The sequence below is a fragment of the Kribbella sp. VKM Ac-2569 genome (assembly GCF_004216905.1).
Classification (GTDB): Bacteria; Actinomycetota; Actinomycetes; order Propionibacteriales; family Kribbellaceae; genus Kribbella.
On the sequence record NZ_SGXJ01000004.1, the window covers coordinates 257,374 to 280,356 of the forward strand.

Annotated in this window: 23 protein-coding genes and 1 tRNA gene; 11 read left to right on the plus strand and 13 right to left on the minus strand. The window is 68.6% G+C overall.

The window, feature by feature from the left end:
• Positions 1-51: 51 nt before the first annotated feature.
• Together EV649_RS27730 and EV649_RS27735 are read left to right on the plus strand one after the other, a co-directional pair.
• Positions 52-1,227 (plus strand): FAD-dependent oxidoreductase, encoded by a 1,176-nt coding sequence (locus EV649_RS27730; RefSeq protein WP_130386546.1) that lies wholly within the window; start codon positions 52-54, stop codon positions 1,225-1,227.
• 53 nt (positions 1,228-1,280) lie between these two features.
• Positions 1,281-1,961 (plus strand): pyridoxamine 5'-phosphate oxidase family protein, encoded by a 681-nt coding sequence (locus EV649_RS27735; RefSeq protein WP_130386547.1) that lies wholly within the window; start codon positions 1,281-1,283, stop codon positions 1,959-1,961.
• On the opposite strand, the gene EV649_RS27740 is transcribed toward EV649_RS27735, so the two are convergent.
• The 5 genes from EV649_RS27740 to EV649_RS27760 form a co-directional block, all read right to left on the minus strand.
• Entirely contained in the window at positions 1,958-2,758 is an 801-nt protein-coding gene (locus EV649_RS27740; RefSeq protein ID WP_130386548.1) for an ABC transporter permease, read from the minus strand. The two genes, EV649_RS27735 and EV649_RS27740, sit on opposite strands and share 4 nt — an antisense overlap.
• Positions 2,755-3,699, minus strand: coding sequence for an ATP-binding cassette domain-containing protein (locus tag EV649_RS27745; protein ID WP_130386549.1), 945 nt, complete (start codon positions 3,697-3,699; stop codon positions 2,755-2,757). The genes EV649_RS27740 and EV649_RS27745 overlap by 4 nt, the downstream gene beginning before the upstream one ends.
• Positions 3,700-3,832: 133 nt before the next feature.
• Complete coding sequence (locus EV649_RS27750) at positions 3,833-4,357, minus strand: EXLDI protein (protein ID WP_130386550.1); 525 nt, start codon at positions 4,355-4,357, stop codon at positions 3,833-3,835.
• Between the two features lie 117 nt (positions 4,358-4,474).
• Positions 4,475-5,083, minus strand: coding sequence for a hypothetical protein (locus EV649_RS27755; RefSeq protein ID WP_130386551.1), 609 nt, complete (start codon positions 5,081-5,083; stop codon positions 4,475-4,477).
• A 47-nt stretch (positions 5,084-5,130) separates the two neighbouring features.
• Positions 5,131-5,748 (minus strand): hypothetical protein, encoded by a 618-nt coding sequence (locus EV649_RS27760; RefSeq protein ID WP_130386552.1) that lies wholly within the window; start codon positions 5,746-5,748, stop codon positions 5,131-5,133.
• Between the two features lie 81 nt (positions 5,749-5,829).
• Between EV649_RS27760 and EV649_RS27765 the strand changes: the two genes are divergently transcribed.
• Positions 5,830-6,276 (plus strand): Lrp/AsnC family transcriptional regulator, encoded by a 447-nt coding sequence (locus EV649_RS27765; protein WP_130386553.1) that lies wholly within the window; start codon positions 5,830-5,832, stop codon positions 6,274-6,276.
• 148 nt (positions 6,277-6,424) lie between these two features.
• On the opposite strand, the gene EV649_RS27770 is transcribed toward EV649_RS27765, so the two are convergent.
• Positions 6,425-6,685, minus strand: coding sequence for a cell division protein CrgA (locus tag EV649_RS27770; protein ID WP_130386554.1), 261 nt, complete (start codon positions 6,683-6,685; stop codon positions 6,425-6,427).
• 101 nt (positions 6,686-6,786) lie between these two features.
• Between EV649_RS27770 and EV649_RS27775 the strand changes: the two genes are divergently transcribed.
• Positions 6,787-7,557: a DUF881 domain-containing protein gene (locus EV649_RS27775; RefSeq protein WP_130386555.1), complete on the plus strand. Its 771-nt coding sequence runs from the start codon at positions 6,787-6,789 to the stop codon at positions 7,555-7,557.
• Positions 7,558-7,565: 8 nt separating this feature from the next.
• Entirely contained in the window at positions 7,566-8,183 is a 618-nt protein-coding gene (locus EV649_RS27780; RefSeq protein ID WP_130386556.1) for an aminodeoxychorismate/anthranilate synthase component II, read from the plus strand.
• A gap of 52 nt (positions 8,184-8,235) precedes the next feature.
• On the opposite strand, the gene pknB is transcribed toward EV649_RS27780, so the two are convergent.
• The 6 genes from pknB to EV649_RS27810 all read right to left on the minus strand — a co-directional run bounded on the left by pknB (position 8,236) and on the right by EV649_RS27810 (position 15,822).
• A complete protein-coding gene (gene pknB, locus EV649_RS27785; RefSeq protein ID WP_130386557.1) occupies positions 8,236-10,086 on the minus strand; it encodes a Stk1 family PASTA domain-containing Ser/Thr kinase in 1,851 nt (616 codons plus the stop codon).
• Between the two features lie 126 nt (positions 10,087-10,212).
• The gene (locus EV649_RS27790; RefSeq protein WP_130386558.1) at positions 10,213-11,667 is read right to left on the minus strand and encodes a penicillin-binding transpeptidase domain-containing protein; all 1,455 of its coding nucleotides are present in this window, start codon (positions 11,665-11,667) and stop codon (positions 10,213-10,215) included.
• A complete protein-coding gene (locus EV649_RS27795; protein ID WP_130386559.1) occupies positions 11,664-13,061 on the minus strand; it encodes an FtsW/RodA/SpoVE family cell cycle protein in 1,398 nt (465 codons plus the stop codon). Before EV649_RS27795 ends, EV649_RS27790 begins: the two co-directional genes overlap by 4 nt.
• A complete protein-coding gene (locus EV649_RS27800) occupies positions 13,058-14,470 on the minus strand; it encodes a protein phosphatase 2C domain-containing protein (RefSeq protein ID WP_130386560.1) in 1,413 nt (470 codons plus the stop codon). The genes EV649_RS27795 and EV649_RS27800 overlap by 4 nt, the downstream gene beginning before the upstream one ends.
• Positions 14,471-14,480: 10 nt before the next feature.
• On the minus strand, positions 14,481-14,963 hold the full coding sequence (locus EV649_RS27805; RefSeq protein ID WP_130386561.1) for an FHA domain-containing protein: 483 nt from the start codon (positions 14,961-14,963) through the stop codon (positions 14,481-14,483).
• A gap of 10 nt (positions 14,964-14,973) precedes the next feature.
• Entirely contained in the window at positions 14,974-15,822 is an 849-nt protein-coding gene (locus EV649_RS27810; protein ID WP_130386562.1) for a DUF3662 and FHA domain-containing protein, read from the minus strand.
• 169 nt (positions 15,823-15,991) lie between these two features.
• Between EV649_RS27810 and EV649_RS27815 the strand changes: the two genes are divergently transcribed.
• The 5 genes from EV649_RS27815 to EV649_RS27835 all read left to right on the plus strand — a co-directional run bounded on the left by EV649_RS27815 (position 15,992) and on the right by EV649_RS27835 (position 18,407).
• Positions 15,992-16,075: transfer RNA gene (locus EV649_RS27815), tRNA-Leu, on the plus strand.
• A 200-nt stretch (positions 16,076-16,275) separates the two neighbouring features.
• A complete protein-coding gene (locus EV649_RS27820; RefSeq protein ID WP_241998879.1) occupies positions 16,276-16,560 on the plus strand; it encodes a type II toxin-antitoxin system prevent-host-death family antitoxin in 285 nt (94 codons plus the stop codon).
• A complete protein-coding gene (locus EV649_RS27825; protein ID WP_130386563.1) occupies positions 16,557-16,817 on the plus strand; it encodes a Txe/YoeB family addiction module toxin in 261 nt (86 codons plus the stop codon). The genes EV649_RS27820 and EV649_RS27825 overlap by 4 nt, the downstream gene beginning before the upstream one ends.
• Before the next feature lie 170 nt (positions 16,818-16,987).
• A complete protein-coding gene (locus EV649_RS27830) occupies positions 16,988-17,227 on the plus strand; it encodes a hypothetical protein (RefSeq protein ID WP_130386564.1) in 240 nt (79 codons plus the stop codon).
• 202 nt (positions 17,228-17,429) lie between these two features.
• Positions 17,430-18,407 (plus strand): helix-turn-helix domain-containing protein, encoded by a 978-nt coding sequence (locus tag EV649_RS27835; RefSeq protein WP_130386565.1) that lies wholly within the window; start codon positions 17,430-17,432, stop codon positions 18,405-18,407.
• Between the two features lie 24 nt (positions 18,408-18,431).
• On the opposite strand, the gene EV649_RS27840 is transcribed toward EV649_RS27835, so the two are convergent.
• On the minus strand, positions 18,432-22,037 hold the full coding sequence (locus tag EV649_RS27840; RefSeq protein WP_130386566.1) for a S8 family serine peptidase: 3,606 nt from the start codon (positions 22,035-22,037) through the stop codon (positions 18,432-18,434).
• A gap of 147 nt (positions 22,038-22,184) precedes the next feature.
• Between EV649_RS27840 and EV649_RS27845 the strand changes: the two genes are divergently transcribed.
• Entirely contained in the window at positions 22,185-22,967 is a 783-nt protein-coding gene (locus EV649_RS27845) for a PrsW family intramembrane metalloprotease (protein ID WP_130386567.1), read from the plus strand.
• The last annotated feature ends 16 nt before the right edge of the window (positions 22,968-22,983 follow it).

Sequence of the window (22,983 nt, forward strand, 5' to 3'; positions counted from 1 at the left end):
GGCGGCCTGCCCGGTTCAAGGGGAGACACCGAATCCGACAGGAGTACGAATATGAAGCACCGCATCGTAGTTCTCGGCGCCGGGTACTCCGGAGCCGTCGCCGCCGGCCGTCTCGCCGCCCGGGTGTACCGCGACGAGGTCAGCATCACGCTCGTGAACGGCGAGACCGACTTCGTGGAACGGGTCCGGATGCACGAGGTGGCCACCGGCCGGGACCTCAAGTTCCGTCCGTTCGACGAGATGTTCGCCGGGACCGGCGTCGAACTGAAGTTCGCGAAGGTCACCGGGGTGGACGTCGACCGCAAGACAGTCGCGCTGGACTCGGAGGAGCTGGAGTACGACACCCTCGTCTACGCGCTCGGCAGTCGCTGGAATCCGCAGGGCGTTCCGGGTGTCGCGGAGAACGCCTACGAGATCGCGAGCCGGCCTGGTGCACTTCGGGTGCGTGAGCGCCTCGCATCACTGGCCGCCGGACAGACCGTGACAGTTGTCGGTGGTGGGCTCACGGGCGTGGAGTTCGTGACCGAGCTCGCCGAGTCGCGGCCGGATCTCGACGTCGCGTTCGCCGTCCGCGGTGAGCTGGGCGACTGGCTGTCGCCCAAGGGACGCCGGCACCTCCGCAAGGTCGTCGACCGGCTCGGCATCACCGTGCACGAGAAGGCGGCGGTGACGCGGGTCGACGCGGATCAGCTGACGACGGCCGACGGTGGAGCGATCCCGGCCGCAGTCACGGTGTGGACGGCCGGGTTCGCCGTACACCCGATCGTGGAGGCGACCTCGCTGGAGGTCAGCGACACGGGGCGGATCGTGGTCGACGAGACCATGCGATCCGTTTCGCACCCGGACGTGTACGCCGTCGGCGACGCGGCGTACGCGATGGGCTCGAAGAACAAGCCGCTGCGGATGTCCTGCGCCTCGGGTCAGCCGATGGCGTGGCAGGCCGCCGACTCCATCGCGGCCCGGTTGACCGGTGGCAAGTTCTCGCACGCGCCGCTGTTCTACTTCAACCAGTGCATCTCGCTGGGGCGCAAGGACGGGCTGATCCAGTACGTCACCACCGATGACCGCGCCGTCAACGCGGCTCTGCGCGGACGCGTGGCGGCCGTCTACAAGGAGCTGATCTGCAAGGGCGCCGCCTGGGGCACAGAGAACCCGACGATGGGCCTGCCGACCCGGCGCCGCCACGTGATCAGCCAAGCCGTCCCGCTGCACGAATGGACTAGCTGATTCGAGCCGCAATGGCCCGTGCCACCAGTCCACTCGCAGGTGAACCTAGTTACATGACCACTACGCCGTTACAGCCGACCGCCCGGACCTCGTTGCGTCGCTCGAAGGAACGTGCCGCCACCGAGCGGCAGGTGCTGTACGACGTACTGCTCGACGGCATGTTCTGCCACCTCGGCGTAGTGGTCGACGGCGATCCGCTCGTGCTGCCGACGGCGTACGGCGTGGACCTGGACCGCGGACCGGACGGGGAGCTGTACCTGCACGGCTCGGTCGCGGCCAGGAGCGTGGTCGCGGCTCCGGAGCAGACCGTGTGCGTGACCGTCACGCACACCGACGGCCTGGTGCTGGCTCGGTCCGCGTTCCACCACTCGGTGAACTACCGGTCCGCGGTGATCTTCGGCGTACCGCGGCTGGTCACCGATCCGGACGAGAAGCTGCACGCGCTCAACCGGATCGTCGACCACCTCGTCCCGGGCCGGTCGGCCGCCGTCCGCCCGCCGAACCGCAAGGAGCTGGCGAAGACCTCGGTGCTGGCGCTCTCCCTCACCGAGGCCTCGGTGAAGACCCGCTCCGGACCCGCCAACGACGACGAGGAGGACCTCGACCTGCCCTACTGGACAGGCGTGATCCCCCTCCAACTCGTCGCCGGGGCACCGGAGAACAACCCGGACTGCGACCTGATGGTCCCCGCCCACATCCGCAGCCGCGCGAACATCCTGGGCGCACCGTCCTAGGCGACAGTCCCCTTGTTGTAGCTCGACTGGGCCCAGAAGTACCCGACCACCGCGATCGCCACGCACCAGGCGGCGGCGAGCCAGCCGCTGCTGGTGTCCATCGGCGTCCCCAGCAACAGATGGCGCAGGCTGTCGATGATCGGGGTGAACGGCTGGTACTCGGCGAACCAGCGGATGCCGCTCGGCATCGCCTCCAGCGGGATGAACGTGTTGCTCAGGAACGGCAGCAGCAGGCTGATCGGCAGTACGACGTTGCTCGCGCCTTCCGGTGTCTTGCTGGTCAGCCCCAGCGCGATCGCGAACCAGGTCAGGCCGATGGTCAACCCGATCAACAGGACGGCCGCCAGGAGCCAGTCTCCGACCGAAGCGTTCGGGCGGAAGCCGATCAGGACCGCGAAGCCGACCACCAGGGCCAGGCTGACAATCGTCACGAGCACGTTGCCCAGCACGTGTCCGGTGAGCACGGCCGGCCGGAAGATCGCCATCGTCCGGAACCTGGCCACGATGCCCTCGGACATGTCCATGCAGACGGCGACCGCGGGCGACATCGTCCCGGACGCGATCGACATCAGCAGGATGCCCGGGGTCAGGAAGTCGATGTAGTCGAACCCGTTCGCGCCACCGCCGAGCCCAGCGGAGAAGGTGTCACCGAAGACCAGACCGAACAGCAGGATCATGATCACCGGCATCCCGAGGGCACCGAGCGACAGTCCGGGATAGCGCTGGGCGTGCCGCAGGTTGCGGCGCAGCATGGTGCCGATGTCGGCCATCGGGCGGACGGTTGCGGTAGTGCTCATCGTGCGGTCACCTCTTCGGACTTGGGCTGACCGGTGACGGCGAAGAACACGTCGTCCAGGTCGGGGGTGTGGACAGTCAGTTCGTCAACCTCGAGCGAGGCGTCGTCGATCCGGGCCAGCAGGTCGCGCAGCGCGTGCACGCTGCCGTCGTTCGGCACCTGCAGAACCAGTGCTTCGGGATTCGGTACGGCGGTCGGCAGCACCTGACCGGCGAGCGTGAACTCCTCCGGCGAGGTGAACCGCAGCCGGATGTGCCCGCCTGGCGCGAGCCGCTTGAGTTCTTCCGCCGTACCTTGCGCGACCAGTCGCCCGTGGTCGAGGACCGCGATCCGGTCGGCAAGCTGATCGGCCTCCTCCAGGTACTGCGTGGTGAGCAGGACCGTGACGCCGCCGGCGACCAGTTCGCGGATCAACGTCCACATGCGGTGCCGGCTGCGCGGGTCGAGACCGGTGGTCGGCTCGTCCAGGAAGATGATCTGCGGGCTGCCGACCAGCGTCATGGCGAGGTCGAGCCGACGCTTCATACCGCCGGAGTACGTCGACGCGAGCTTCTTGCCGGCCTCCGCCAGGTCGAACTGTTCGAGCAGTTCGTCCGCCCGGCGGCGGGCCTCCTGCTTGCCGAGGTGGTGCAGATCGGACATCAGGATGAGGTTCTCGCGGCCGGTCATCAGGCCGTCGACCGCGGAGAACTGACCGGTGACGCCGATCGCGCCGCGGACCGCTTCGGGCGACTGGTGCAGGTCGTGGCCGGCCACCCGGATCTCGCCGGCGTCGGCCGCGACCAGGGTGGACAGGATCTGCACCGCGGTGGTCTTGCCGGCGCCGTTCGGGCCGAGCAGGGAAAAGATGGTGCCTTCGGCAACGTTCAGGTCGATGCCGTCGAGCACGAGTTTCTCGCCGTAGGACTTGCGCAGTCCCCGGACGTCGATCGCTGCTGACATGAGGGATCCTTGGGTGATTTCGGGCAGGGTGAACCTGACCCGGGGTGGTTGACGGGTCTGCAGGAGGAGGATTTGGGCGTGCCTCACCAGCCGGACGGCCGGCGGTCGGCGTCCAGTGGTGGTGTGGGTTCAGTTAGATGTCGAGATCCTCGACCGCCGGCTGATCGGCGGCCTCCTCGACGAGTTGGTAGAGGTCCTCGGGGATCAGTTCGCGGAGCTCGTCGACCGTGTCCACGACATGCAGCGTGGCCTCGCCCTGCGCCATGCTCCAGGACTGGTCGCTGCTCCAGTTGCCGACCCAGGAACGCCACCCGGTGAGGTAGCGCTCGTCGTCGGCGTTCTGTTTGAACTGGCTGCGGCGGTCCGCGTGCAGGACGAACTTGCCGGTCCGGCTGCGGTAGACCTTGAAGGCCTCGTACCCGGAACTGCTCGACCGGCCGCCTTCCGCGAGCAGTACGCCGGAGAACCGTTGCTTGCGGCCGGTGCCCCGGCCCACCCGCACGGTGATCTCCTCGTACCCCTCGAACCGGCCTTCCTCCATCTCGACGTACTTGCGCAGTGCGATCGAGATCGCCGAGGACAGGTTCCCGGCCAGCTCCTGGGCCCGCTTGTACAGCGGCAGGTCGTCATCGGACACATAGATCGTCTTGTTCGGCATCGCTTGTCTCCTCCTACGTAGAACTATACGCACACGGGTGCGCACATGTCTACGTATATCCCTACGTAGAAGGAGACGGCCGCGACGGGATCCGTCGCGGCCGCCTCGGGTGGCTGTCTACTTGGGTGAGTACAGCCAGGGGTGCTCGATGTCGTAGAACTCCGGCGGGCCGGAGGAGAGACTGTTCATCTCGTCCATCTCCGCCTTCAGTTCCGGCGGCACCTCTTTCTGCTCGCCTTCACGGGCCTCGGCCTCGGAGGTGAAGTACATCGCCATCGTGTAGTCGCCGCTGTCGTACATGGCGACCTCACTGCCGAGGAGCTCGGGACGGAACGCGGCCCATTCGTCGCGGTGCTGACCCATCAGCTCCCGCGCGCGGTCCGGGTTGCTGCCGGCGCCCTGCATCACCTGGACGAATCCGGCCCTGTCCGGGTCGCCGTGCGTGTCGAGGACCACGTCCTCCGTGTCGTGGAAGGTGGCTCCGTCGCTGAGCAGCGACGAGAACTCGTGCCACCACTTGTCCTGTGCCGGGCTGTCGCTGTTCCGCCGCGCGGCGTCGGCGGAGTCGAAACGAGCCAGCGCGATGAACTTGCCGTCCGCGGTGACACCGGCGGTTGTCCCCAGCCAGCCGGACGCCTCGGGCGCCAGTTCTTCCATCCACCGATCCATGGCCGTGTGTGCCTGCTCGGCATCGGTGACCTGCCCCTGAATGACCTGAACGAACATCTGAGAACCCTCCCTGTCTCGCGGATCGTTCACTGGCGATTTCGACGTTACGCCCGGGCGTTCCCGGCGTCGATGGGGTCATTCGTGACGGTCCGCTGACGGCTGGTAGTGCGTGCCCGAGCGAGCATCAGCAGACTCGCGAGCACACCCGTGGCGCCGAGGGTGGTCAGGCGTACGTCGGCGTTCGACAGGCCGAAGAGGAGCCAGCAGGACAGCTCTCCGAGGACCAGCGCCCAGGTGCCCGGCGAGATCCCGGTCGGGTGCGCGGTTCGGTACGCCGTCCACAGCGACGGCGTCACCTGGACGATCGAGGCGGCGGCGAGCAGGGTTCCCAGCCCGATGCGGCCGCCGACGATCGCGCCGACCGCGAGCAGTCCCGCCCAGCACGCGATCCAGCCGACGGCGCGTGCGTTCAGCGCACCACGGCGTACCAGCATCACCGAGAGGGTGCCGGCGAGCGTTGCCGCGGCGGTGGAGGGCAGGCTCGCGGTCCAGTAGCCCGACGCCATGAAGTAGCCGAACCACGCCGCGTTGTTGATGCTCGTCAGCGTCGCCCAGGACCAGGAGACGCCGGCCGTGTCACCGGTCCGGCGCAGCTTGAGGAGTTGCGGAAGGTACTGCGGGATACCGAAAGCGGCGGCGATGACGGGCAGGAGGTCGAGCATGGCGCAAGATTACTGCCGAATCGCCGACGGTTTCGTGCGACTTTATGCCGGTTGGCTGCCTTGAGAGCTAAGATCTTTGCTGTGGATGCCATTGATCGCAACATCCTTGCCGTGCTCCAGGAAGACGGCCGGCTGACCGTCACCGAACTCGCGCAGCGCGTCGGGTTGAGTGCTGCGCCGTGTCATCGGCGGTTGCGGGAGCTCGAGCGGGCCGGGGTGATCCGTGGGTACCGCGCGGTCGTCGACGGGGCCGCGGTCGGGCACGGGTTCGAGGTGCTGCTGGCGGTGACGATGGACCGGGAGGAATCGGTCGCCGGGTTCGAGGCCGGGCTGGCCGAGATTGCCGAGGTGGTGCAGGCCGAGCGGCTGTTCGGAGAGCCGGACTACTTCGTCAGGGTCGTGACCGCGGACATCGCCGCATTCCAGAAGCTGCGCGACGAGCGGCTGGCGCGACTGCCCGGGGTACAGCGGCTGACGTCCACGATCGTGATGAAGAAGGTCGTGGACAACCGCCCGCTGCCGACGTGAACGATGTGGAAACTGCCCGGCTCAAACCTGACTTATCCACAGATTCGAGCCAGTTTCGGTCGCTTTCAGTGGAGAACTATCGCCCAACCTGGGGATAACTCACCGGAATCGGTGTGCACAACTGGGGATACGGATGTGGATAACTCGGTCAGACCCACTGGGTCGAGACGACGAAGCCGACCGCGATCAGGCCCATGCCGATCAGCAGGTTCCAGTTGTTGAGGTCCTTCATCACCGGGATGTCCTGGCCGGCCACGTAGAAGACGACCAGCCAGGCGAGTCCGAGCAGCCAGCACGCCAGCATCAGCGGCGCGACCCACACGCGACTGGTGGAACGGGGCTTCTTCGGGGTCTTCTCGGCCTTGACCTTCTCGGTCTTCTTCTTAGGGCGACTGCTCGACTCGGGCACGACTGAACTCCTTGTAAGGACGGACGCATAAGCTGACCGCTACGACCTGTGCGGGTCCGGTCCGGGTTAGCGTAGTGCAGAGAGCAATGTGGAGATCACGGGTGCGTAGGTTGAGGCGGATTTCGCTGTGGCGTGCAGGCGCGCCGCTGGCGCTGCTGTGCGCCGGTCTGCTGTTCGCGACCAGCGCCACCAACGCCCGGGGTACCGACCTCCGGCCCAGCCGTAACACTACGCTCGCGGGTCTCGTGGAGGAACAGAGCCGGCGCAGCGCCAGCCTGGTCCGGCAGCACGCGGCGCTGACCCAGGACATCGAGAAGCTTCAGGCGCAGCAGGGGTCGATCGACCCGGCGCTGGCCAAGCAGCTCAAGGACCTGTCCGACGCGGTCGGCACCACGCCGGTCACCGGGCCGGGGCTGACCGTGACGCTGAAGGACGCGCCGTCCGAGGTCGTCAAGGAGAACCCGGACGTCGACGCCGACTGGCTGGTGATCCACCAGCAGGACATCCAGGCGGTGGTGAACGCGCTCTGGGCCGGCGGTGCGGACGCGATCTCGATCCAGAACCACCGGGTCATCTCCACCACGGGGATCAAGTGCGTCGGCAACTCTGTCGTACTGCACGGCGTCCCGTACCTCCCGCCGTACAAGATCACCGCGATCGGGGACCGGCGGAAGTTGCAGAAGGCGCTCGACGACTCGCAGTACATCGAGAACCTGCAGGACTACGTGGTGAAGTTCCAGCTCGGGTACGACGTGAAGAACGAGTCGTCGATCTCGATGCCGGCGTACGAGGGCACCCTGGACCTGCAGAGCGCGACGGTTCCCGGGTTCCCGCGGACTCCCTCGACAAGCCCGACCGCCAGCGGGCGATAATGGACCGCATGCCGCGGATCCTTGTCGTCGACAACTACGACTCCTTCGTCTACAACCTGGTGCAGTACCTGCAGCAACTGCAGGCCGACACCACCGTGCTGCGCAACGACGAGGTCACCCCTGAGCAGGCCGGTGAGTACGACGGCGTGCTGCTCTCCCCCGGTCCGGGTACGCCGGAAGAGGCCGGCGCGTGCGTCGACATCGTGAAGGAGAAGGGCCGCGAGGTCCCGATCTTCGGGGTGTGCCTCGGCCTGCAGGCGATCGGCGTCGCGTACGGCGGGGTCGTCGGCCGCGCGGACGAGCTGCTGCACGGCAAGACCAGCCAGGTGTTCCACGAGGGTGCCGGCGTACTGTCCGGACTCCCGTCGCCGTTCACCGCGACCCGGTACCACTCGCTGGCGATCGCGCAGGACACCGTGCCGGACGAGCTCCAGGTGACCGCGCGGACCGAGGCCGGCGTGATCATGGCCGCCCGGCACCGTGACTTCCCGGTCGAGGGCGTGCAGTTCCACCCGGAGTCGGTGCTGACCGAGGGCGGCCACCGGATGCTCGCGAACTGGCTCGAGATGTGCGGCGACCCGGACGCGGTCGCCCGCTCCGCCGGCCTGGCCCCGGTCGTCAGCTAGTCCGTAGAACTGAAGAACCCCCGGAGCGCGGTCGCTCCGGGGGTTCTGTCGTCTATCCGCCGGGAATCGTGATGGCCGGCGACGTCGGTGTCGACGGCGGTGGCGACTCCGACTCGGTCGGAGTGCTCGACGGCGTGGTGGTCGGCTGGAGCTTGTTCACCGTGAGGGTGATCAGCGAGCCCTTCGGCGCCTTGGTGCCGGCCTTCACGGACTGGTTGAGGACCGTCCCCTCGGCCTGGTTCTGGTCGTTGCCGAACGTCTGCCCGACCCGGAAGCCGGCCTGCTCGAGCGTCAGCTTCGCGTCGTCGAACGTCTGGGTGACGACATTCGGTACGTCGACGTTCGTCTTGCCGCTGGAGATCGTCAGGGTGAACTCCTGACCCGACGGATACTGCCCGGTCGGGTCCGGGCTGACCGCGAGCACGATGCCCTTCTTCTGGTCGCTGTCCTGCTCGATCGTCTTGTCCTTGACCTCGAAGTTCGCGGACGTGCCTTCGAGCGCCTTGCGGGCCGCGGACTCCGACTTGCCGATCACATCCGGCACCGGGAACGCACTTCGCCCGGACGAGAACACCACGGTGACCGTCGAACCCTGCTCGGCCTCGGTGCCCGCTGGAGGGGTCTGCCGGATCGCGGAGCCGCGGCCGACCGTGTCGCTGGTCTCCGACGGTCCCTGCGCGAACTTCAGACCCTTGTCGGCGAGCAACGCGGTCGCGGCGGCGACCGACTTGCCGCTGACATCCGGTACGGCGACCTTGGCGGGCGGGGTGGCGGACGTCTGACCGCCGGCCTTGTCGTCCTTGTTCATGTTCGAGAACAGCGCGTACGCGCCGACCGCGATCGCGACGATCGCGAGGCCGAGCAGGAAGTAGGCCAGGCCGCGGTTGCGGCGGGACCGCGCGTCCTGCGCCTCGTCCAGGTCGTCGCCGCCCGGCGGCAGCAGGTCGTTCGCCGAGGTCTGGTGGTACTGCTGGGTCGCGGCCGTCGGCGCCATCGCGGTCGGTGCCATCGACCGGGTCTCCGCGACCGCCGCCATCGGCGCGGTCACCTGCTGGCCGGCCAGCACCCGGTGGATGTCGGCGCGCATCTCGGACGCGCTCTGGTACCGCTCCTCGCGGCCCTTCGCCAGCGCCTTCAGGACGACCGCGTCAACCTCCGGCGGAATGTCCGGGTCGAACGACGACGGCGGCAGCGGCTGTTCCCGCACGTGCTGGTAGGCCACCGACACTGGCGACTCACCGACGAACGGCGGGCGGCCGGTGAGCAGTTCGTACAGCAGGCAGCCGGTCGAGTACAGGTCGGAACGGGCGTCCACGGTCTCGCCGCGGGCCTGCTCCGGGGACAAGTACTGCGCGGTGCCGATCACGGCCGCGGTCTGGGTCATCGTGGAGGACGTGTCGGCGACCGCGCGGGCGATGCCGAAGTCCATCACCTTGACCTGGCCCTGCGGGGTCAGCATCACGTTCCCGGGCTTGATGTCGCGGTGCACGATGCCGGCCCGGTGGCTGTAGTCGAGCGCCTCGAGCACGCCGGAGGTGATCTCCAGCGCCCGCTCCGGCATGATCTTGCGGCCCTCGCGGATCAGATCCCGCAGCGTCTTGCCGGTCACCAGCTCCATCACGATGTACGGAATGGTGACGCCGGAGCCGTTCGGGTCCGGCTCCTCGCCGGTGTCGTAGACCGAGACGATCGTCGGGTGGTTCAGCGACGCGGCCGACTGCGCCTCGCGCCGGAACCGCGCCTGGAAGGTGGCGTCACTCGCGAGGTCGACGCGCAGCCGCTTGATCGCGACGCTCCGGCCGAGCCGGTTGTCGAGGCCCCTGCGGACCTCCGCCATGCCGCCGCGGCCGAGCGGTTCGCCTTCTTCGTACCGGCCGCCGACGAGACGTGCCTGCGATGTCATGACTCAGCCTTCCAACCTGTCTGCAGTAAAACCGTCAACTTGCCCACGGTAGCGGCCGCCACACGCGGATCCCCGGTGGAAAGACGCGCTGTCATCGCATCATTCCGTATGGTGCTCATCGGCTGTTCATTGGCCCAGCACCGCCTCCATCACCTTCTTGGCGATCGGAGCCGCCAAGGTGCCGCCCGCGATGTCGTTGCGCGGGATGTTCGCGTCCTCGATCAGCACCGCCACGGCCACCTTCGGGTCGTTGGCCGGCGCGAACGCGGTGAACCACGCGAACGGCGGGCGCTCCTTCGTGGTCTGCGCCGTACCGGTCTTGCCGGCCACCTGGACGCCCTTGATCTGGCCCGGCCTGCCGGTGCCGTTGTTGACGACGTCGACCATCATCGCGGTCAGCTGGGCGGCGACCTGCGGGGTGACCGCCTGGTGCAGCGACTCCGGCTTGGTCTCCGAGACCGTCTTCAGGTCCGGGGTCTTCACGTTCTGGACCAGGTACGGCTTCATCACCTCGCCCTTGTTCGCGATCCCGGCCGCCACCATCGCCATCTGCAGCGGGGTGGCGCGGACGTCGAACTGGCCGATCGCTGACTGCGCGGTCTGCGGCTGGTTCGGGTCGCCGGGGAACTGGCTGGTGGCCACGCTCGGCAGCTCGGTCAGCGGCCGGGCTCCGAAGCCGAACTTCGCGGCCTGCTCGTTCAGCGCGTCCGCGCCGAGTTCCATGCCGACGGTGCCGAACGCGGTGTTGCAGGAGTAGCGCAGCGCGATCGTCAGCGTCGCATTGTTGCTGCCGCCGCAGTTCTTGCCGTCCTCGTTCACCAGCGGGACCGTGGTCTGCGGGAGCGGCAGCTCGGCCGGCGAGTTCACCTTGCTCTCCGGCGTGAACTTGCCGCTGGACAGCGCGGCCGCAGCGGTGACCAGCTTGAACGTCGACCCGGGCGGATACAGCTCCTGCACCGCGCGGTTCGACAGCGGCTTGCTCTTGTCGGCGTTCAGGCTCTTCCAGGCCGCGCCGACCTTCTCGGTGTCGTGCGAGGCGAGCCGGTTCGGGTCGTACGACGGCCGGCTGGCCATCGCCAGGATCCGCCCGGTCTTCGGCTCGATCGCGACCACCGCACCGGTCTTCCCGGCCAGGCCGTTGTACGCCGCCTGCTGGGCGGCGGCGTTCAGGGTCAGGGTCACGCTGCCGCCCTGCTGCGGGCGGTTGCTGATCACGTCGATGATCCGCCGGAACGCCATCGACGGGTCCGAGCCGTTCAGCTCGGCGTTCATCGTCAGCTCGATACCGCCGCGGCCGAACAGGTACGAGTAGAACCCGGTCACCGGCGCGTACACCTGGCCGTTGGGGTACGTGCGCTGGTACTTGAAGCGGTCGTCGGACTCCTTGCTCTGCGCGACCGGCGTACTGCCGATCAGGATCGGGCCGCGGTTCACCGAGAACTGCGAGTCGCGGACCCGGTTGTTGTCGTTGCGGCCGTTGATCTCGTTCGCCCGGAAGGCCTGCAGGTACGTCGAGTTCGCCATCAGCGCGAGCATCAGGATGATCGCCGCCACGGCCAGTCGCCGGATCGCTGAGTTCATGCCTTCTGCACCGCCATCGCGATCGTTTCGTCGGAAACCGGAGCGGCCGGGGTCTGCGGCCGCCGGGCCTGGTCGCTGATCCGCAGCAGCAGCGCGATGATCGCCCAGTTGGCGACCAGCGACGTACCGCCCAGCGCCATGAACGGGGTGGCCAGACCGGTCAGCGGGATCAGCCCGGTGACGCCGCCGACGATCACGAACACCTGCAGCGCGAACGACATCGCCAGACCGGTCGCGATCAGCTTGCCGAAGATGTCCCGGCAGCCGAGCGCGGTCCGCAGGCCGCGCTCGATGATCAGCGTGTAGACCAGCAGGATCGCGATCAGCCCGGTCAGCCCGAGCTCCTCGGCGAACGAGGAGATGATCATGTCGCTCTGGGCGTACAGCGTGGCCTCCGGGTGGCCCTGGCCGAGACCGCGGCCGAGGATGCCGCCCCAGGACTGACCCATCAGCCCGAGCTTCACCTGGCCGCCGTCGATCGCCCACGGGTCCAGCCAGTCGGTGACCCGGCGGTGCACGTGGCCGAACGTCGCGTACGCGAAGTACGCGCCGCCGACGAACAGCACGCCACCGATGATCAGCCAGCCGGCCCGCTCGGTGGACACGTACAGCAGGAACAGGAACAGGCCGAAGAACAACAGCGACGAACCGAGGTCGCTCTCGAACACCAGGACACCGAGGCTGACCGCCCAGGCGATCCCGATCGGGCCGAGGTCGCGGGCCCGCGGCAGGTCGAGGCCGAGGAAGCGATGGCCTGCCAGCGTCAGGACGTCGCGTTTCACCACCAGGTAGCCGGCGAAGAAGACGACCAGACAGATCTTCGCGAACTCACCGGGCTGGAAGGACATGCCGGCCAGCCGGATCCAGATCCGGGCGCCGTTCAGGTTCACGCCGAGGCCGGGGATCAGCGGCAGCACGAGCAGCACCAGACCGGCCAGGCCGGCGGTGTAGGTGAGCGCCTGCAGCCGGCGGTGATCTCTGATCACGAGGATGACGACGAGGAACAGCACGATGCCGACCGCGGTCCAGGTGATCTGTTGCGGTGCCGCGGGCGCCTTCGGGGTGTTCCCCTTCGCCTCGGCGACGATGGCCAGGCCGAGGTCGACCCGGTGGATCATCGCGACACCGAGGCCGTTCAGCAGCACGGCGCAGGGCAGCAGCACCGGGTCGGCGTACGGCGCCCGGTAGCGGAGCGCGAGGTGGGCGATCAGGGCAAGCAGTCCGATTCCGGCCGCGTAGTACCCGGTGCTGGCCGGTACGGCGTTCTGCACGGTGATGCCGATGTTCACGTACGCGCCGACCGAGACCGCGATCGCGATCACGAGCAGCAGCAGCTCCACCCCACGCCGGGTACGCGGGATGATCTGAATGACGGACGTGGAGGCGATGCTCATCGGACCCCGTCGCAGTCGTCGGGGTCGACCGGCGTGCTCGGCGACGCCGTACCGGTCGGGGCCGTCGACGGGGGCGGCGAGGAGGCCGGCGGCTTCGAAACGGGCGGTGTCGAGACCGGCGGCTTGGAGACGGGCGGCTTCGAGGAAGGCACCGGCGTCGACGGCTTGGGGGTCGTGGTCGGCTTGGCGGCGCACTCGGCAGCGGTGTGCTGCAGCTCGGCCACGATCGAGCGGGCGCCGGGCAGGTTGTCCGCCTGGATGTTGGCCTCGACCTGCTCCCGGCTGTACGTCGGGAGCTTGTCGACCTGCAGCGTCTGCCGCTCGTAGACCTTCGACAGCGACAAGCCGGGGAGATCCGCCTCGATGCCCTTGAAGATCGCCACGTAGTCGCCGTCGGTGCCGACGTAGTACTGCTTCTGGGTCCAGCTGTAGGCGAACCAGCCGCCACCGCCGATCAGGCCGAGGACGACCAGCAGTACGGCGATTCGCCGCAGCCACGCGAACCTCTTCGGCGGGCGCGGCGCATACCGCAGCTCCTCCGGGTCGAGCCCGCCGCCGTGACCACCGCCGCCGTGACCGCCACCACCGGCAGTGCGGACCGCGACCGTCGGCTCGCCGCGCCCGGTGCTGCCTTGCGCCAGCTCGGCGGCGGCACCGACCAGTTGCGGCTGCACGCCGCTCGCGGGCTCGGTCTCGACGACGTCGGCGACGAGGACGGTGACGTTGTCGTTCGAGCCCGCCTCGAGCGCGTGCGTGATCAGGTCGACGACGACGGAGTCCGGCGTACCGGAGGCCATCGAGGCCGCGATCACCTCGTCGCTCACGTAGTCGGGCAGGCCGTCGCTGCACAGCATCAGCCGGTCACCGGCCTGGACGTCGAGCATCTCCAGGTCCGGGTCGGAGTCCGGGCGGCCGTCGAGGACGCGCAGGATCAGGTTCCGGTGCGGGTGGGTGAAGGCCTCCTCCTGGGAGATCCGGCCCTCGTCGACCAGCGACTGCACAAAGGTGTGATCGTGGCTCAGTTGGTACAGCTGCCCGTCCCGCAGTCGGTACGCGCGGGAGTCGCCCAGGTGTGCCAGGCCGAGCCGCTTGCCGTCGAACATCAGCGCGGTGACCGTCGAGCCCATGCCTTCGCGCTCGGGGTCTTCCTCGACCAGCTCGGACAGGCGCTCGTTGGCCCGGTGCACCGCGCCGGCCAGCGCCTCGATCATGTCTTCGCCGCTGATCTCCGCGGTGTCCAGCCGCCGGATCACCTGGACCGCCGCCGCGCTGGCCACCTCACCGGCCGCCGCGCCGCCCATCCCGTCGGCGAGCAGCAGCAGGTGCGGACCGGCGTACGCCGAGTCCTCGTTGTTGCGGCGCACTCGTCCGACGTCGGAGAGAGTGGCGTAGTCGAGCGACAGGGTCATCGAGGCAGGCCTACTTCGCGATGTTCAGCGTCGTCCGGCCGATCCGGATCGAACCGCCGATCTCGGCCGGGACCGGGCGGGTGACCCGCTGGCCGTCAAGGTACGTGCCGTTGGTGGAGCCGAGGTCCTCGACCCACCACTGGCCTTCGGACTGGAACACCCGGGCGTGCCGGGTGGAGGAGTAGTCGTCGTCGAGCCGGATCTGGCAGTCCGACCCGCGGCCGATGATCACCGGCTCGTCGCCCAGCGACGCACCGACCCCGGCCTGCGGGCCGTCCGCGATCGTCACCGACCCGGGCAGGCCCTTGCGCTTCTTGACCGGCTTCGCGGCCTTCGGCGTACGGGAGTTCTGCGGTACGGCGGCAGCCGCGGCCCGGCTGTCCACCTTCGCGCCGAACAGGTCGGACCTGATCACGGACAGCACCGCGAGGACGAACATCCACAACAGGGCCAGGAACCCCAGTTTGATCAGGGTCAGGGTCAGTTCCGACATGGAAGGTCAGTCACCACCCGCTGCTCGGCGGCTGGGCCATCGGCTCGTCCGCGAGACGCAGCGTCATGGTGGTGTTGCCGATCCGGACCGTCGAGCCGTCCACCAGTTCGGCCTCGGTGGTCCGGCGGCCGTTCACCAGCGTGCCGTTGGTGGAGCCGAGGTCGACCATCACCACCCGGATACCGCCCGGGCCCTCCGGCATCAGACGGATCTCGGCGTGCCGCCGGGAGACACCTGGGTCGTTGATCTGGATGTCCGCGTCGGTGCCGCGGCCGAGCACCACGCCGGGCGGGTTCACCGGGCGACGGCGGCCGTTCACCTCGAGCATCACCTGCGGGTGCCCGCGGCGCGGCGCCTGCTGCTGCGGCGGCGGGGTCTGCTGGAACTGCTGCGGTGGCGGCGGCGGGGTCTGCACGACCGGCTCGTTCGGCGGCACGTAGGGCTCCTGCTGGTAGGGCTGGGGCTCGTAGGGCGGGCGCCGCTGGGGCGTCCCGACCGTGGCGCTGACCACCCGGAACTTACCGGTCGGGAGATCATCCTGCTGGACCAGCTCGATGTCGATGGGCCCGGAGAACGTGTAGCGCTGGATGTCGGCGTGGTCCCGCAGCTCGTTGGCGAGCTCGTGGTTCAGGGTCCGGCCATAAGCGTTCAGTCGCTCGAAGTCGTCCGGACCCAGCTCGATGGTGAAGTGGTTCGGCACCAGCCGGCGGTCCCGGGACAGGATCCGCGCGGTGTTGTCGATCTCACGCTTGAGGGCGGCGGCCAGTTCGATCGGCTCGACGTCACCCTTGAAAGCGCGCGCGAAGACACCGCTCACAATGCCTTCCAGGCGTCGCTCGAAGCGCTGTAGCGGTCGCACGCCTCCTCCTCCACGGTCGGTACGCCAACAGATGTCCACCGGTCAGGCGGACACACCGGGTACGACGATCGATCGTATCGGGAGGTTCGACCGAACCCGCAATGTGAAGCACCGGTAGAACCCGTGCTACTGTTCCTTCTCGTCGCCAGGAGATGTATCAGGCGGCTGCGCGCGGGTGGCGGAATAGGCAGACGCGCACGGTTCAGGTCCGTGTGCCCGAAAGGGCGTGGGGGTTCAACTCCCCCCTCGCGCACAACGAAGTCCCGGTCGACTCGACCGGGACTTTTGCGTTGCCCGGGCAACTTTCGTCCTTTCGGAGGATCCTGCCCGGGTCTGCGGACAGCCGCTGGGGTCGGTGAACAGGGTATTGCCGGCGCTCAGTCCCCGGTGGTTGTTCCCAGACTCCGACCATGAATCTGTGCGATGTACGTTATTCTGTACAGCGTGAAGACGATGAGTTTTACCGAGACGCGCGCGAACCTGGCTGCTGCCCTCGACGCGGTCGAGAATGACGCGGAGGAGTTGGTGATCACCCGCGCCGGGCATGAGCCTGTCGTCGTTGTCACGCTGGCGGAGTACGAGTCACTGAAGGAGACCGACTACCTGATGCGGTCGCCGGCCAACGCGAGGCGGTTGCGCGAGGCGATCGAGCAGGACAGGGCGGGTGACGGCACCATACGAGAATTGGCCGACCCCGACTCCGCCGATGACCAAGGCACGGCGGGTGGCGCTGCATGAAGGTCGTCTTCCTCGACCGCGGTTGGGAGGACTACCTGTGGTGGCAGGCCAACGATCGCAAGCTCCTCAAGCGGATCAACCAGTTGATCGAGGACATCGATCGCAACGGCCACGACGGCATCGGCAAGCCGGAGCCACTGCGGCACGAGTTCGCCGGCTACTGGTCGAGACGCATCAACTCGGAGCACCGGCTCGTCTACCGGATCGCCGACGACGGAATCCACATCATCGCGTGCCGGTACCACTACGGTCCCTGACCTGGCCCTGGCACCGCGGCGAGTGGTTCGTGGTGCGACGGTTGGGGAATTCAGCGCACCTGACATGGCCAGTAGAACTCCCCACGCAAAACACGGCGGTCGCTGGCGTGCCTATGACCGCTCAGCCGGGCAGCTGAGGGATGGGTACACCGTCAGGGTGACGTGGGTGGGTGGGGTGGCAGTGGGTCGTGATCGTGCTGATGGCCGCGATCGGGTTGTCGATGTACGCGTACGGGGCCTACCTACTAGCGCGTGAAGAGGCGCGCTCCGGGCGGGTCGGGCGCGGTAGTCGCAGGGTGGGTGCGCCGCGGTGTCTCGCGGCCCGCGCGTTGGGCGCGACGGTGCGGTGGTTGCGCAGCATCCAGATCGCGACGGCGGCCGCGGCGATCAGGCCGGCGATGCCGGCGTAGTCGGTCAAGCTCATCATTGGGTCTCTTCTCCAGGGCGGTGGCGCTGGGCGGCTGGCGAGTTCCGCGGGCTTCTGACCGGAAAGTGACGGAGTCTCAGCGGCTCCGTGATGACACAGACGAGCCATGGCTCACCAGTGCCAATGGGAAAGCGCTCGCTTCCGGATCGCGAACCCTGATTAGGTGGTGCCCGGAGGTGGGGCGGATGCAGGAAGGCTCGTTGCTCGACGCGCGCGAGGAGCAGACCTACCGGCTGCTGGTCGGCCTGTCCGCCGCGCGGGCCGCCGAGCTCGCCGAGGTGGCCGAACTGCCGCAGCCGGAGGCCGACGAGGTGCTGCAGCGGTTGCAGGCCAAGGGGCTGGTGACGGCGCAGCCAGCCGACGATCCGGTGTTCCGGCCGTTGCCGCCGGACGTGGCATTCGGTACGACGCTGCTCCGCCGCCAGGAGTCGCTCGAGGCGGCCCGCAAGACGGTGAGCGCGCTCAGCGAGGAGTTCCGGGCCAGCGTGAGCCGGCGCGACGCGCACCACCTGGTCGAGGTGATCGTCGGCGCTGCCACACTCCGCGAACGGCTGCGTGACCTGCAGAACTCGGCCCGCGAGGAGATCCTCTGGTTCTGCCGCGCGAACCCGCTGGCGATGCAGGGCGCCGACAACACCGAGGAGTACGGTGCTCTGTCCCGCGGCGTCCGGTACCGCGCCATCTACGAGCGCGCACTGATCGAGACACCCGGTGAGCTGGACTCGATCGCCGAAGGCGTCAGCTGGGGCGAGGAGGCACGGGTCGTGCCGACACTGCCGGTCCGGATCGCGATCGTGGACCGGTCGACGGCGATCTGCCCCCTGGTCCGTGACGACGAGCAGAGCATCGGAGAGCCGTCCGCAGCGATCATCAGCCGCGGCCAGCTCCTCGATGCACTGCTGGCGCTCTTCGAGAGCTACTGGGAGCTGGCGACACCAGTGCGCCTGCAGGCCGAGCAGAAGCACGATGACGAGGGCTTGGACGACTCCGAGCGGCTCCTGCTCTCTCTGCTCGTAGGCGGCGTACCGGACAAGTCGATCGCCAACCAGCTAGGCATCAGCCGCCGCACCGTCCAACGCCGTCTCGACCGCCTCATGGCCCTCGCAGGCGTCGACACCCGCACCGGCCTGGCCTTCCAAGCCGCAAAACGCGACTGGCTCTAGCCAGGCCGGTGGGTTGCCGTACTACTACTTGACGCCGTACGCGCGGATCACCGTCTGGGTGACCTTCGCGCCGTTCGGGCCGGTTGCTGCGACCTTGAGCGACACGGTGTCGTGGGCGTTGGGGACGACGGCCAGGTAGTGGCCGACAGCACCGATTACCGCGAGGCGCTGCCAGGTCTTGCCCTCGTCGAACGAGGACCAGGCCTGCAGTCCGGTCGCCCGGGGCGACTCGAAGCCGACTACGTGCGTCCGGGCGCTCACCCGGCCGGTCAGGTCGACCGGGACCCTGTAGTCGACCTGCTGCAGTGCGAGCGGCGTTGCCTTGTCGTCCGCCTGCTTGGCCGAGCGGAACTCCCAGGAGGTCTGCGTGCGCGTCCCCCAGTTCCACTCGCCTTCCGTGTCGATGCGCTCGGCGGACAGGTCGAGCTTGTACGCCGCGTTGTCGCTGGAGGTGATCACGTCCTCCCACGCGTCCGGAAGCTCAGCCACGACCTGACCGTTGCGAGACAGCGTCGCCGAGTCCTTCGTGGCCTCACCGACCGTGTAGTGACCGCCTGCGTCCACGAACGACGGGATGCGGAGCGAGAGCCGGTCACCGGTGCGCGTGGACTGGATGCCAGGCGCAGCCGCGGGACGTACGACCGGACCGAACCACGTCTCGTCCGACGAACCGTTCCGGTAGCTACGCGGTACGGACGTCATACCGCCGGCCAGCGGGTTCATGGTGTCCCACGTGTAGAGGTGGTGCACCCGGTGCTGCCAGAGTGAGTCACCCGAGGTCACCCACTCCTCCCGGACCTTCGGCGTCTCGACGAACCGCTGGGAGTCGTTCCACGAGTACTGCTGCCACGGGCGCCACCCGAACCGCTGCTCCTTGGCCCAGTTGAACCCGCCGTTGTCGGCGTACCGCGTGGTGATCCGGGCGCTGTTCGTCGCCGTCACCTTGTAGAGGATCTTCGCCGGGATGAACCCGGTGGAGACCTGCTGTACGTCGTACAGGTACGGGCTGGACGTGGTGAGCGTGAGGTCGATGGTCGCGTTGCCGCGCCGTACCCGGTCGACGAGCTTCTGACCGTCCTTGAACGTGGTCACCATCGCCGGGATCGGCTCCCGGTCACCGACCGGTCGCCAGACCGTCCACGCGGAGAAGTCGGCCGGCCGGATCAGGATGACCGCCGCCGCACCGGCGGCCGCGGCCGCCTTGATCTGCTCGTCCTCGTCGTCGGAGTCGAGCACCACCAGGGCGCCCTTCGCGTCCTGCAGCGAGGTCACGAGCCGGAAGCGCTTCTTGCCCTCGTACGACGGCGACCGGTGCAGCAGGTTGATGTCGAGCGGACCGGACACTCCGGGGATCGACGCCTGGACCAGCGGAGCGACCAGTTGCCAGCGGGACGAGAACTCGAACGCGCCGTCCTTGACCGGCTTGGTCGGCGTCACGTTCACCTGCTTGACCGTGCTGAAGTGCATGACGCCGTGGCTGATCGAACGCCCGTTGCCGTACTCACGGTGCACGTAGTAGCTCAGGATCGCCTGCTGCTCCGACGGCTTCGGCGTCTCGATGGTGATCGGGACCGCCTTCCGCGCGTCGAGGACGATCTCGGTGTCCTTGTCAACCACGACGTTCGGGTCGGTGACCAGGCTGGCCTGCTCGTTCTGCGGGTCGCTGCTCTCCACCAGCGAGTGCAGCAGGTAGGTGCCTTCCTCGACCTCGGCGGTGTACGACGCGCCGTCCCGGATCCACGCCAGTACGTCGGACCGCGAGTTGTCGCCGTACAACGAGAACACCGGGACGCCGGTCGGCTCGCCATTGAGGTCGAGCGCACGAACCGTCACCTTGTGCCTCGGGCCGGCCCGGAGCGCGCCGACCGCGGTGTGCGTGACGACACCGTCGGGGCCGGTGGCAACGATCCAGCCGCTGTACTGGCCGCGGCCGAGCTTGGCCGGGTCCAGCGTCAGCGGTACGTCGGCGGTGCCGTTGGCCGGGACCGTGACGGTCGTCGGCAGGCCGAAGCCGTCGGTCTCCGGCTGCTTGTCGTCGAGGTTCGTCACCTGGACGGACAGGTTCAGCGTGACCGCGCTGCCGGAGTCGTTCCGGTAGGTAATGGTCCGGGTGCCCGCCTCCGCCGTCTGCACGCCGAAGTCCGCGACACCGCTGGCGGTCACCTTCTGCGCGACGGCCCGGGTCAGGTCGACCCGGCCGGCGCCCTGCGCGTACACGGTCTGCTCCGGCTGGGTCTTTGCGGTGCTGACCAGTGCGTTCTTCAGCTGGTCGGCCTTCCAATCCGGGTGCTGCTGCGCGAGCAGGGCCGCTGCACCGGCGACATGTGGCGTCGCCATCGACGTACCGGAGGCGGCGGTGTAGAGCTCGTCGACCGGGTCGCCCATGACCGTGCCGGTCGCGCGGGCGGCGATGATGCCGACGCCGGGGGCGGTGATCTCCGGCTTCAGGCCCGCGTCACCGAGCCGCGGTCCCCGACTGGAGAAGTCGGCGAGCTTGTCCTCGCGGTCCACGGCTCCGACCGTCAGCGCGGACGCCGCGGCGCCCGGCGTACCGACCGTCTCGTCCTGGCCCTCGTTGCCGGCCGCAACGACGAACAGCGTGCCGGTCTGCGCCGTGATGTCGTTGACCGCCTGGCTGAGCGGGTCGGTGCCGTCGGTGGCCTCGCCGCCGAGGCTCATGTTCACGACCTTCGCGCCTTCGGACGCGGCCCACTCCATCCCGGCGATGATCCAGGAGTCGTACCCGTACCCGTCGTCGCCGAGCACCTTCCCGACCAGCAGGTCGGCCTTCGGCGCCACGCCCTTCCGGGTGCCGCCGGCGCCCGCGCCGGTCCCGGCGATGGTCGCGGCGACATGCGTGCCGTGGCCGAAGTGGTCCTCGGTGCCGCTCGGGCTGCCGGAGAAGTCTTGGCTCTCCTTGACCTTGCCGTCCAGGTCCGGGTGCGTCGCGTCGACGCCGGTGTCCAGTACGGCGACCTGCACGCCGGAACCCTCGTACCCCGCCTTCCAGGCGTCCGGCGCGCCGATCTGCGGGACGCTCTTGTCGAGCACCGGACGGACCTTGCCGTCCAGCCAGATCTTGGTGACGCCGCTGTTCAGCGAGCGGGCGCCGACGCCGGGCTTCAGAGATTTCCACAGCTCCGGCAGCTGGTCCTTCGCGGCGGTCAGCGCGCGGCCGCCGATCGACGGGAGTTGCCGCGTCGTCGTCGTACCGGCGAGGTCCTGCGCGGACCGGACGCCGGGGGCGTCCTTGACGATGAGCGGGAGGCTCGCGGCTTCGCCGTACCCGTCAGCGATCAGCTCGTCGACGTCGAACAGGTCCACATCCAGGACGCCGCTCGACACGAACGGTACGGCGTCGCTCGGCAGCACGCGGAGCCCGCCGTCGGCCTCGACCGTGTGGAACGAGACGCCTTCGCGGCCGGCCGCCGGGCGGACCGTGGCGGCCTTCTTGCCGGCGCCGGCGTCGGTCACTTCGACCACGTCACCGGTGATCAGCGTGATCAAGGACGTCTTGCCGGTGGTGCCGTTCGAGGGTGGTGGTGCTGCGGCGGACGGGATCACCGTTGCCGCGCCGAGGGCAAGCACCGCCGCTGTGGTGAGCGCGGCGGCACGTCGGGGGGAGGACATAGGCGGAATTCTCCTTCGAGAGGTTTGGGGCAGGCACACCTCTTCTTCCGACTGAGTTTGCAATCACGTCACAGCAATCCGCCCTGTCCATCACTGCCGTCCCTGCGACATGGCGCAAGGACGCCAGCACCCGGCACCATTCAGTGCATGACACAACAGCTGGTACGCCGGTGGGCCTGGGCGGGGACGTTCCTGATCGGAGCGGGGCTGTATCTGGCCGTGCTGGCCGTGCTGACCGACACGGGGAACCCGAATCTGTTTCCGACGATGATCCTGCTCGGCGCGCTCGTCGTACCGCTGACCTTCGTGACGTTCGCCGCCGGTCGGTCCGGGCGGTGGCTGATCGACGGGCCGACGCTGGGCGGGTGCCTGCTGTTCGGCGGGGTGGTCGGGGTCGTTGTCGCCGGTCTGCTCGAGTACGACGCGATGCGTCGGCTCGGGACGTTGCCGATGGTCGGTGTCGGGCTGATCGAGGAGGCGGCCAAGCTCGTCGTACCGGCGATCCTCGTGGTGTTCTTCGGGCACCGGTACCGGACGTCGATCGGTCGCGGGATCGTCATCGGGGTCGCGGTCGGCACGGGGTTCGCCGTACTGGAAACGATGGGCTACGCGTTCGTCGCGCTGCTGCAGTCCAACGGAAACGTCGGCGCGGCCGAGCAGACGCTGTTCATCCGCGGCCTGCTCTCCCCGGCCGGTCACGCGGCCTGGACCGGCCTGACCTGCTGGGGCTTGTGGCGGTTCGTGCTTGAGCCGACCGGCAAGCGGTTCGCCGGCTTCCTCGGCATGTACGCGCTGGCCGTCGCGCTGCACTCCACCTGGGACGGTATCGGCGGCCGCATCACGTACGCCGTCGTCGGCGCGATCTCGATCGGCCTGCTGCTGTTCGGCCTCAAGCGCGCGCAGCGGGCCGAGGTACCGGCGACGATCTAGACAGATCGTCCAGTGT

Excerpts from the sequence above, each read along its gene's own strand:
- EV649_RS27825 (WP_130386563.1), top strand. The coding sequence starts at position 16,557 with ATGAAGGTCGTCTTCCTCGACCGCGGTTGGGAGGACTACCTGTGGTGG.
- EV649_RS27790 (WP_130386558.1), bottom strand. The coding sequence starts at position 11,667 with ATGAACTCAGCGATCCGGCGACTGGCCGTGGCGGCGATCATCCTGATG.
- EV649_RS27805 (WP_130386561.1), bottom strand. The coding sequence starts at position 14,963 with ATGTCGGAACTGACCCTGACCCTGATCAAACTGGGGTTCCTGGCCCTG.
- EV649_RS27755 (WP_130386551.1), bottom strand. The coding sequence starts at position 5,083 with ATGTTCGTTCAGGTCATTCAGGGGCAGGTCACCGATGCCGAGCAGGCA.
- EV649_RS27780 (WP_130386556.1), top strand. The coding sequence starts at position 7,566 with ATGCCGCGGATCCTTGTCGTCGACAACTACGACTCCTTCGTCTACAAC.
- EV649_RS27845 (WP_130386567.1), top strand. The coding sequence starts at position 22,185 with ATGACACAACAGCTGGTACGCCGGTGGGCCTGGGCGGGGACGTTCCTG.
- EV649_RS27820 (WP_241998879.1), top strand. The coding sequence starts at position 16,276 with ATGAGTTTTACCGAGACGCGCGCGAACCTGGCTGCTGCCCTCGACGCG.
- EV649_RS27760 (WP_130386552.1), bottom strand. The coding sequence starts at position 5,748 with ATGCTCGACCTCCTGCCCGTCATCGCCGCCGCTTTCGGTATCCCGCAG.
- pknB (WP_130386557.1), bottom strand. The coding sequence starts at position 10,086 with ATGACATCGCAGGCACGTCTCGTCGGCGGCCGGTACGAAGAAGGCGAA.
- EV649_RS27730 (WP_130386546.1), top strand. The coding sequence starts at position 52 with ATGAAGCACCGCATCGTAGTTCTCGGCGCCGGGTACTCCGGAGCCGTC.
- EV649_RS27745 (WP_130386549.1), bottom strand. The coding sequence starts at position 3,699 with ATGTCAGCAGCGATCGACGTCCGGGGACTGCGCAAGTCCTACGGCGAG.
- EV649_RS27740 (WP_130386548.1), bottom strand. The coding sequence starts at position 2,758 with ATGAGCACTACCGCAACCGTCCGCCCGATGGCCGACATCGGCACCATG.
- EV649_RS27840 (WP_130386566.1), bottom strand. The coding sequence starts at position 22,037 with ATGTCCTCCCCCCGACGTGCCGCCGCGCTCACCACAGCGGCGGTGCTT.
- EV649_RS27835 (WP_130386565.1), top strand. The coding sequence starts at position 17,430 with ATGCAGGAAGGCTCGTTGCTCGACGCGCGCGAGGAGCAGACCTACCGG.
- EV649_RS27795 (WP_130386559.1), bottom strand. The coding sequence starts at position 13,061 with ATGAGCATCGCCTCCACGTCCGTCATTCAGATCATCCCGCGTACCCGG.
- EV649_RS27735 (WP_130386547.1), top strand. The coding sequence starts at position 1,281 with ATGACCACTACGCCGTTACAGCCGACCGCCCGGACCTCGTTGCGTCGC.
- EV649_RS27800 (WP_130386560.1), bottom strand. The coding sequence starts at position 14,470 with ATGACCCTGTCGCTCGACTACGCCACTCTCTCCGACGTCGGACGAGTG.
- EV649_RS27750 (WP_130386550.1), bottom strand. The coding sequence starts at position 4,357 with ATGCCGAACAAGACGATCTATGTGTCCGATGACGACCTGCCGCTGTAC.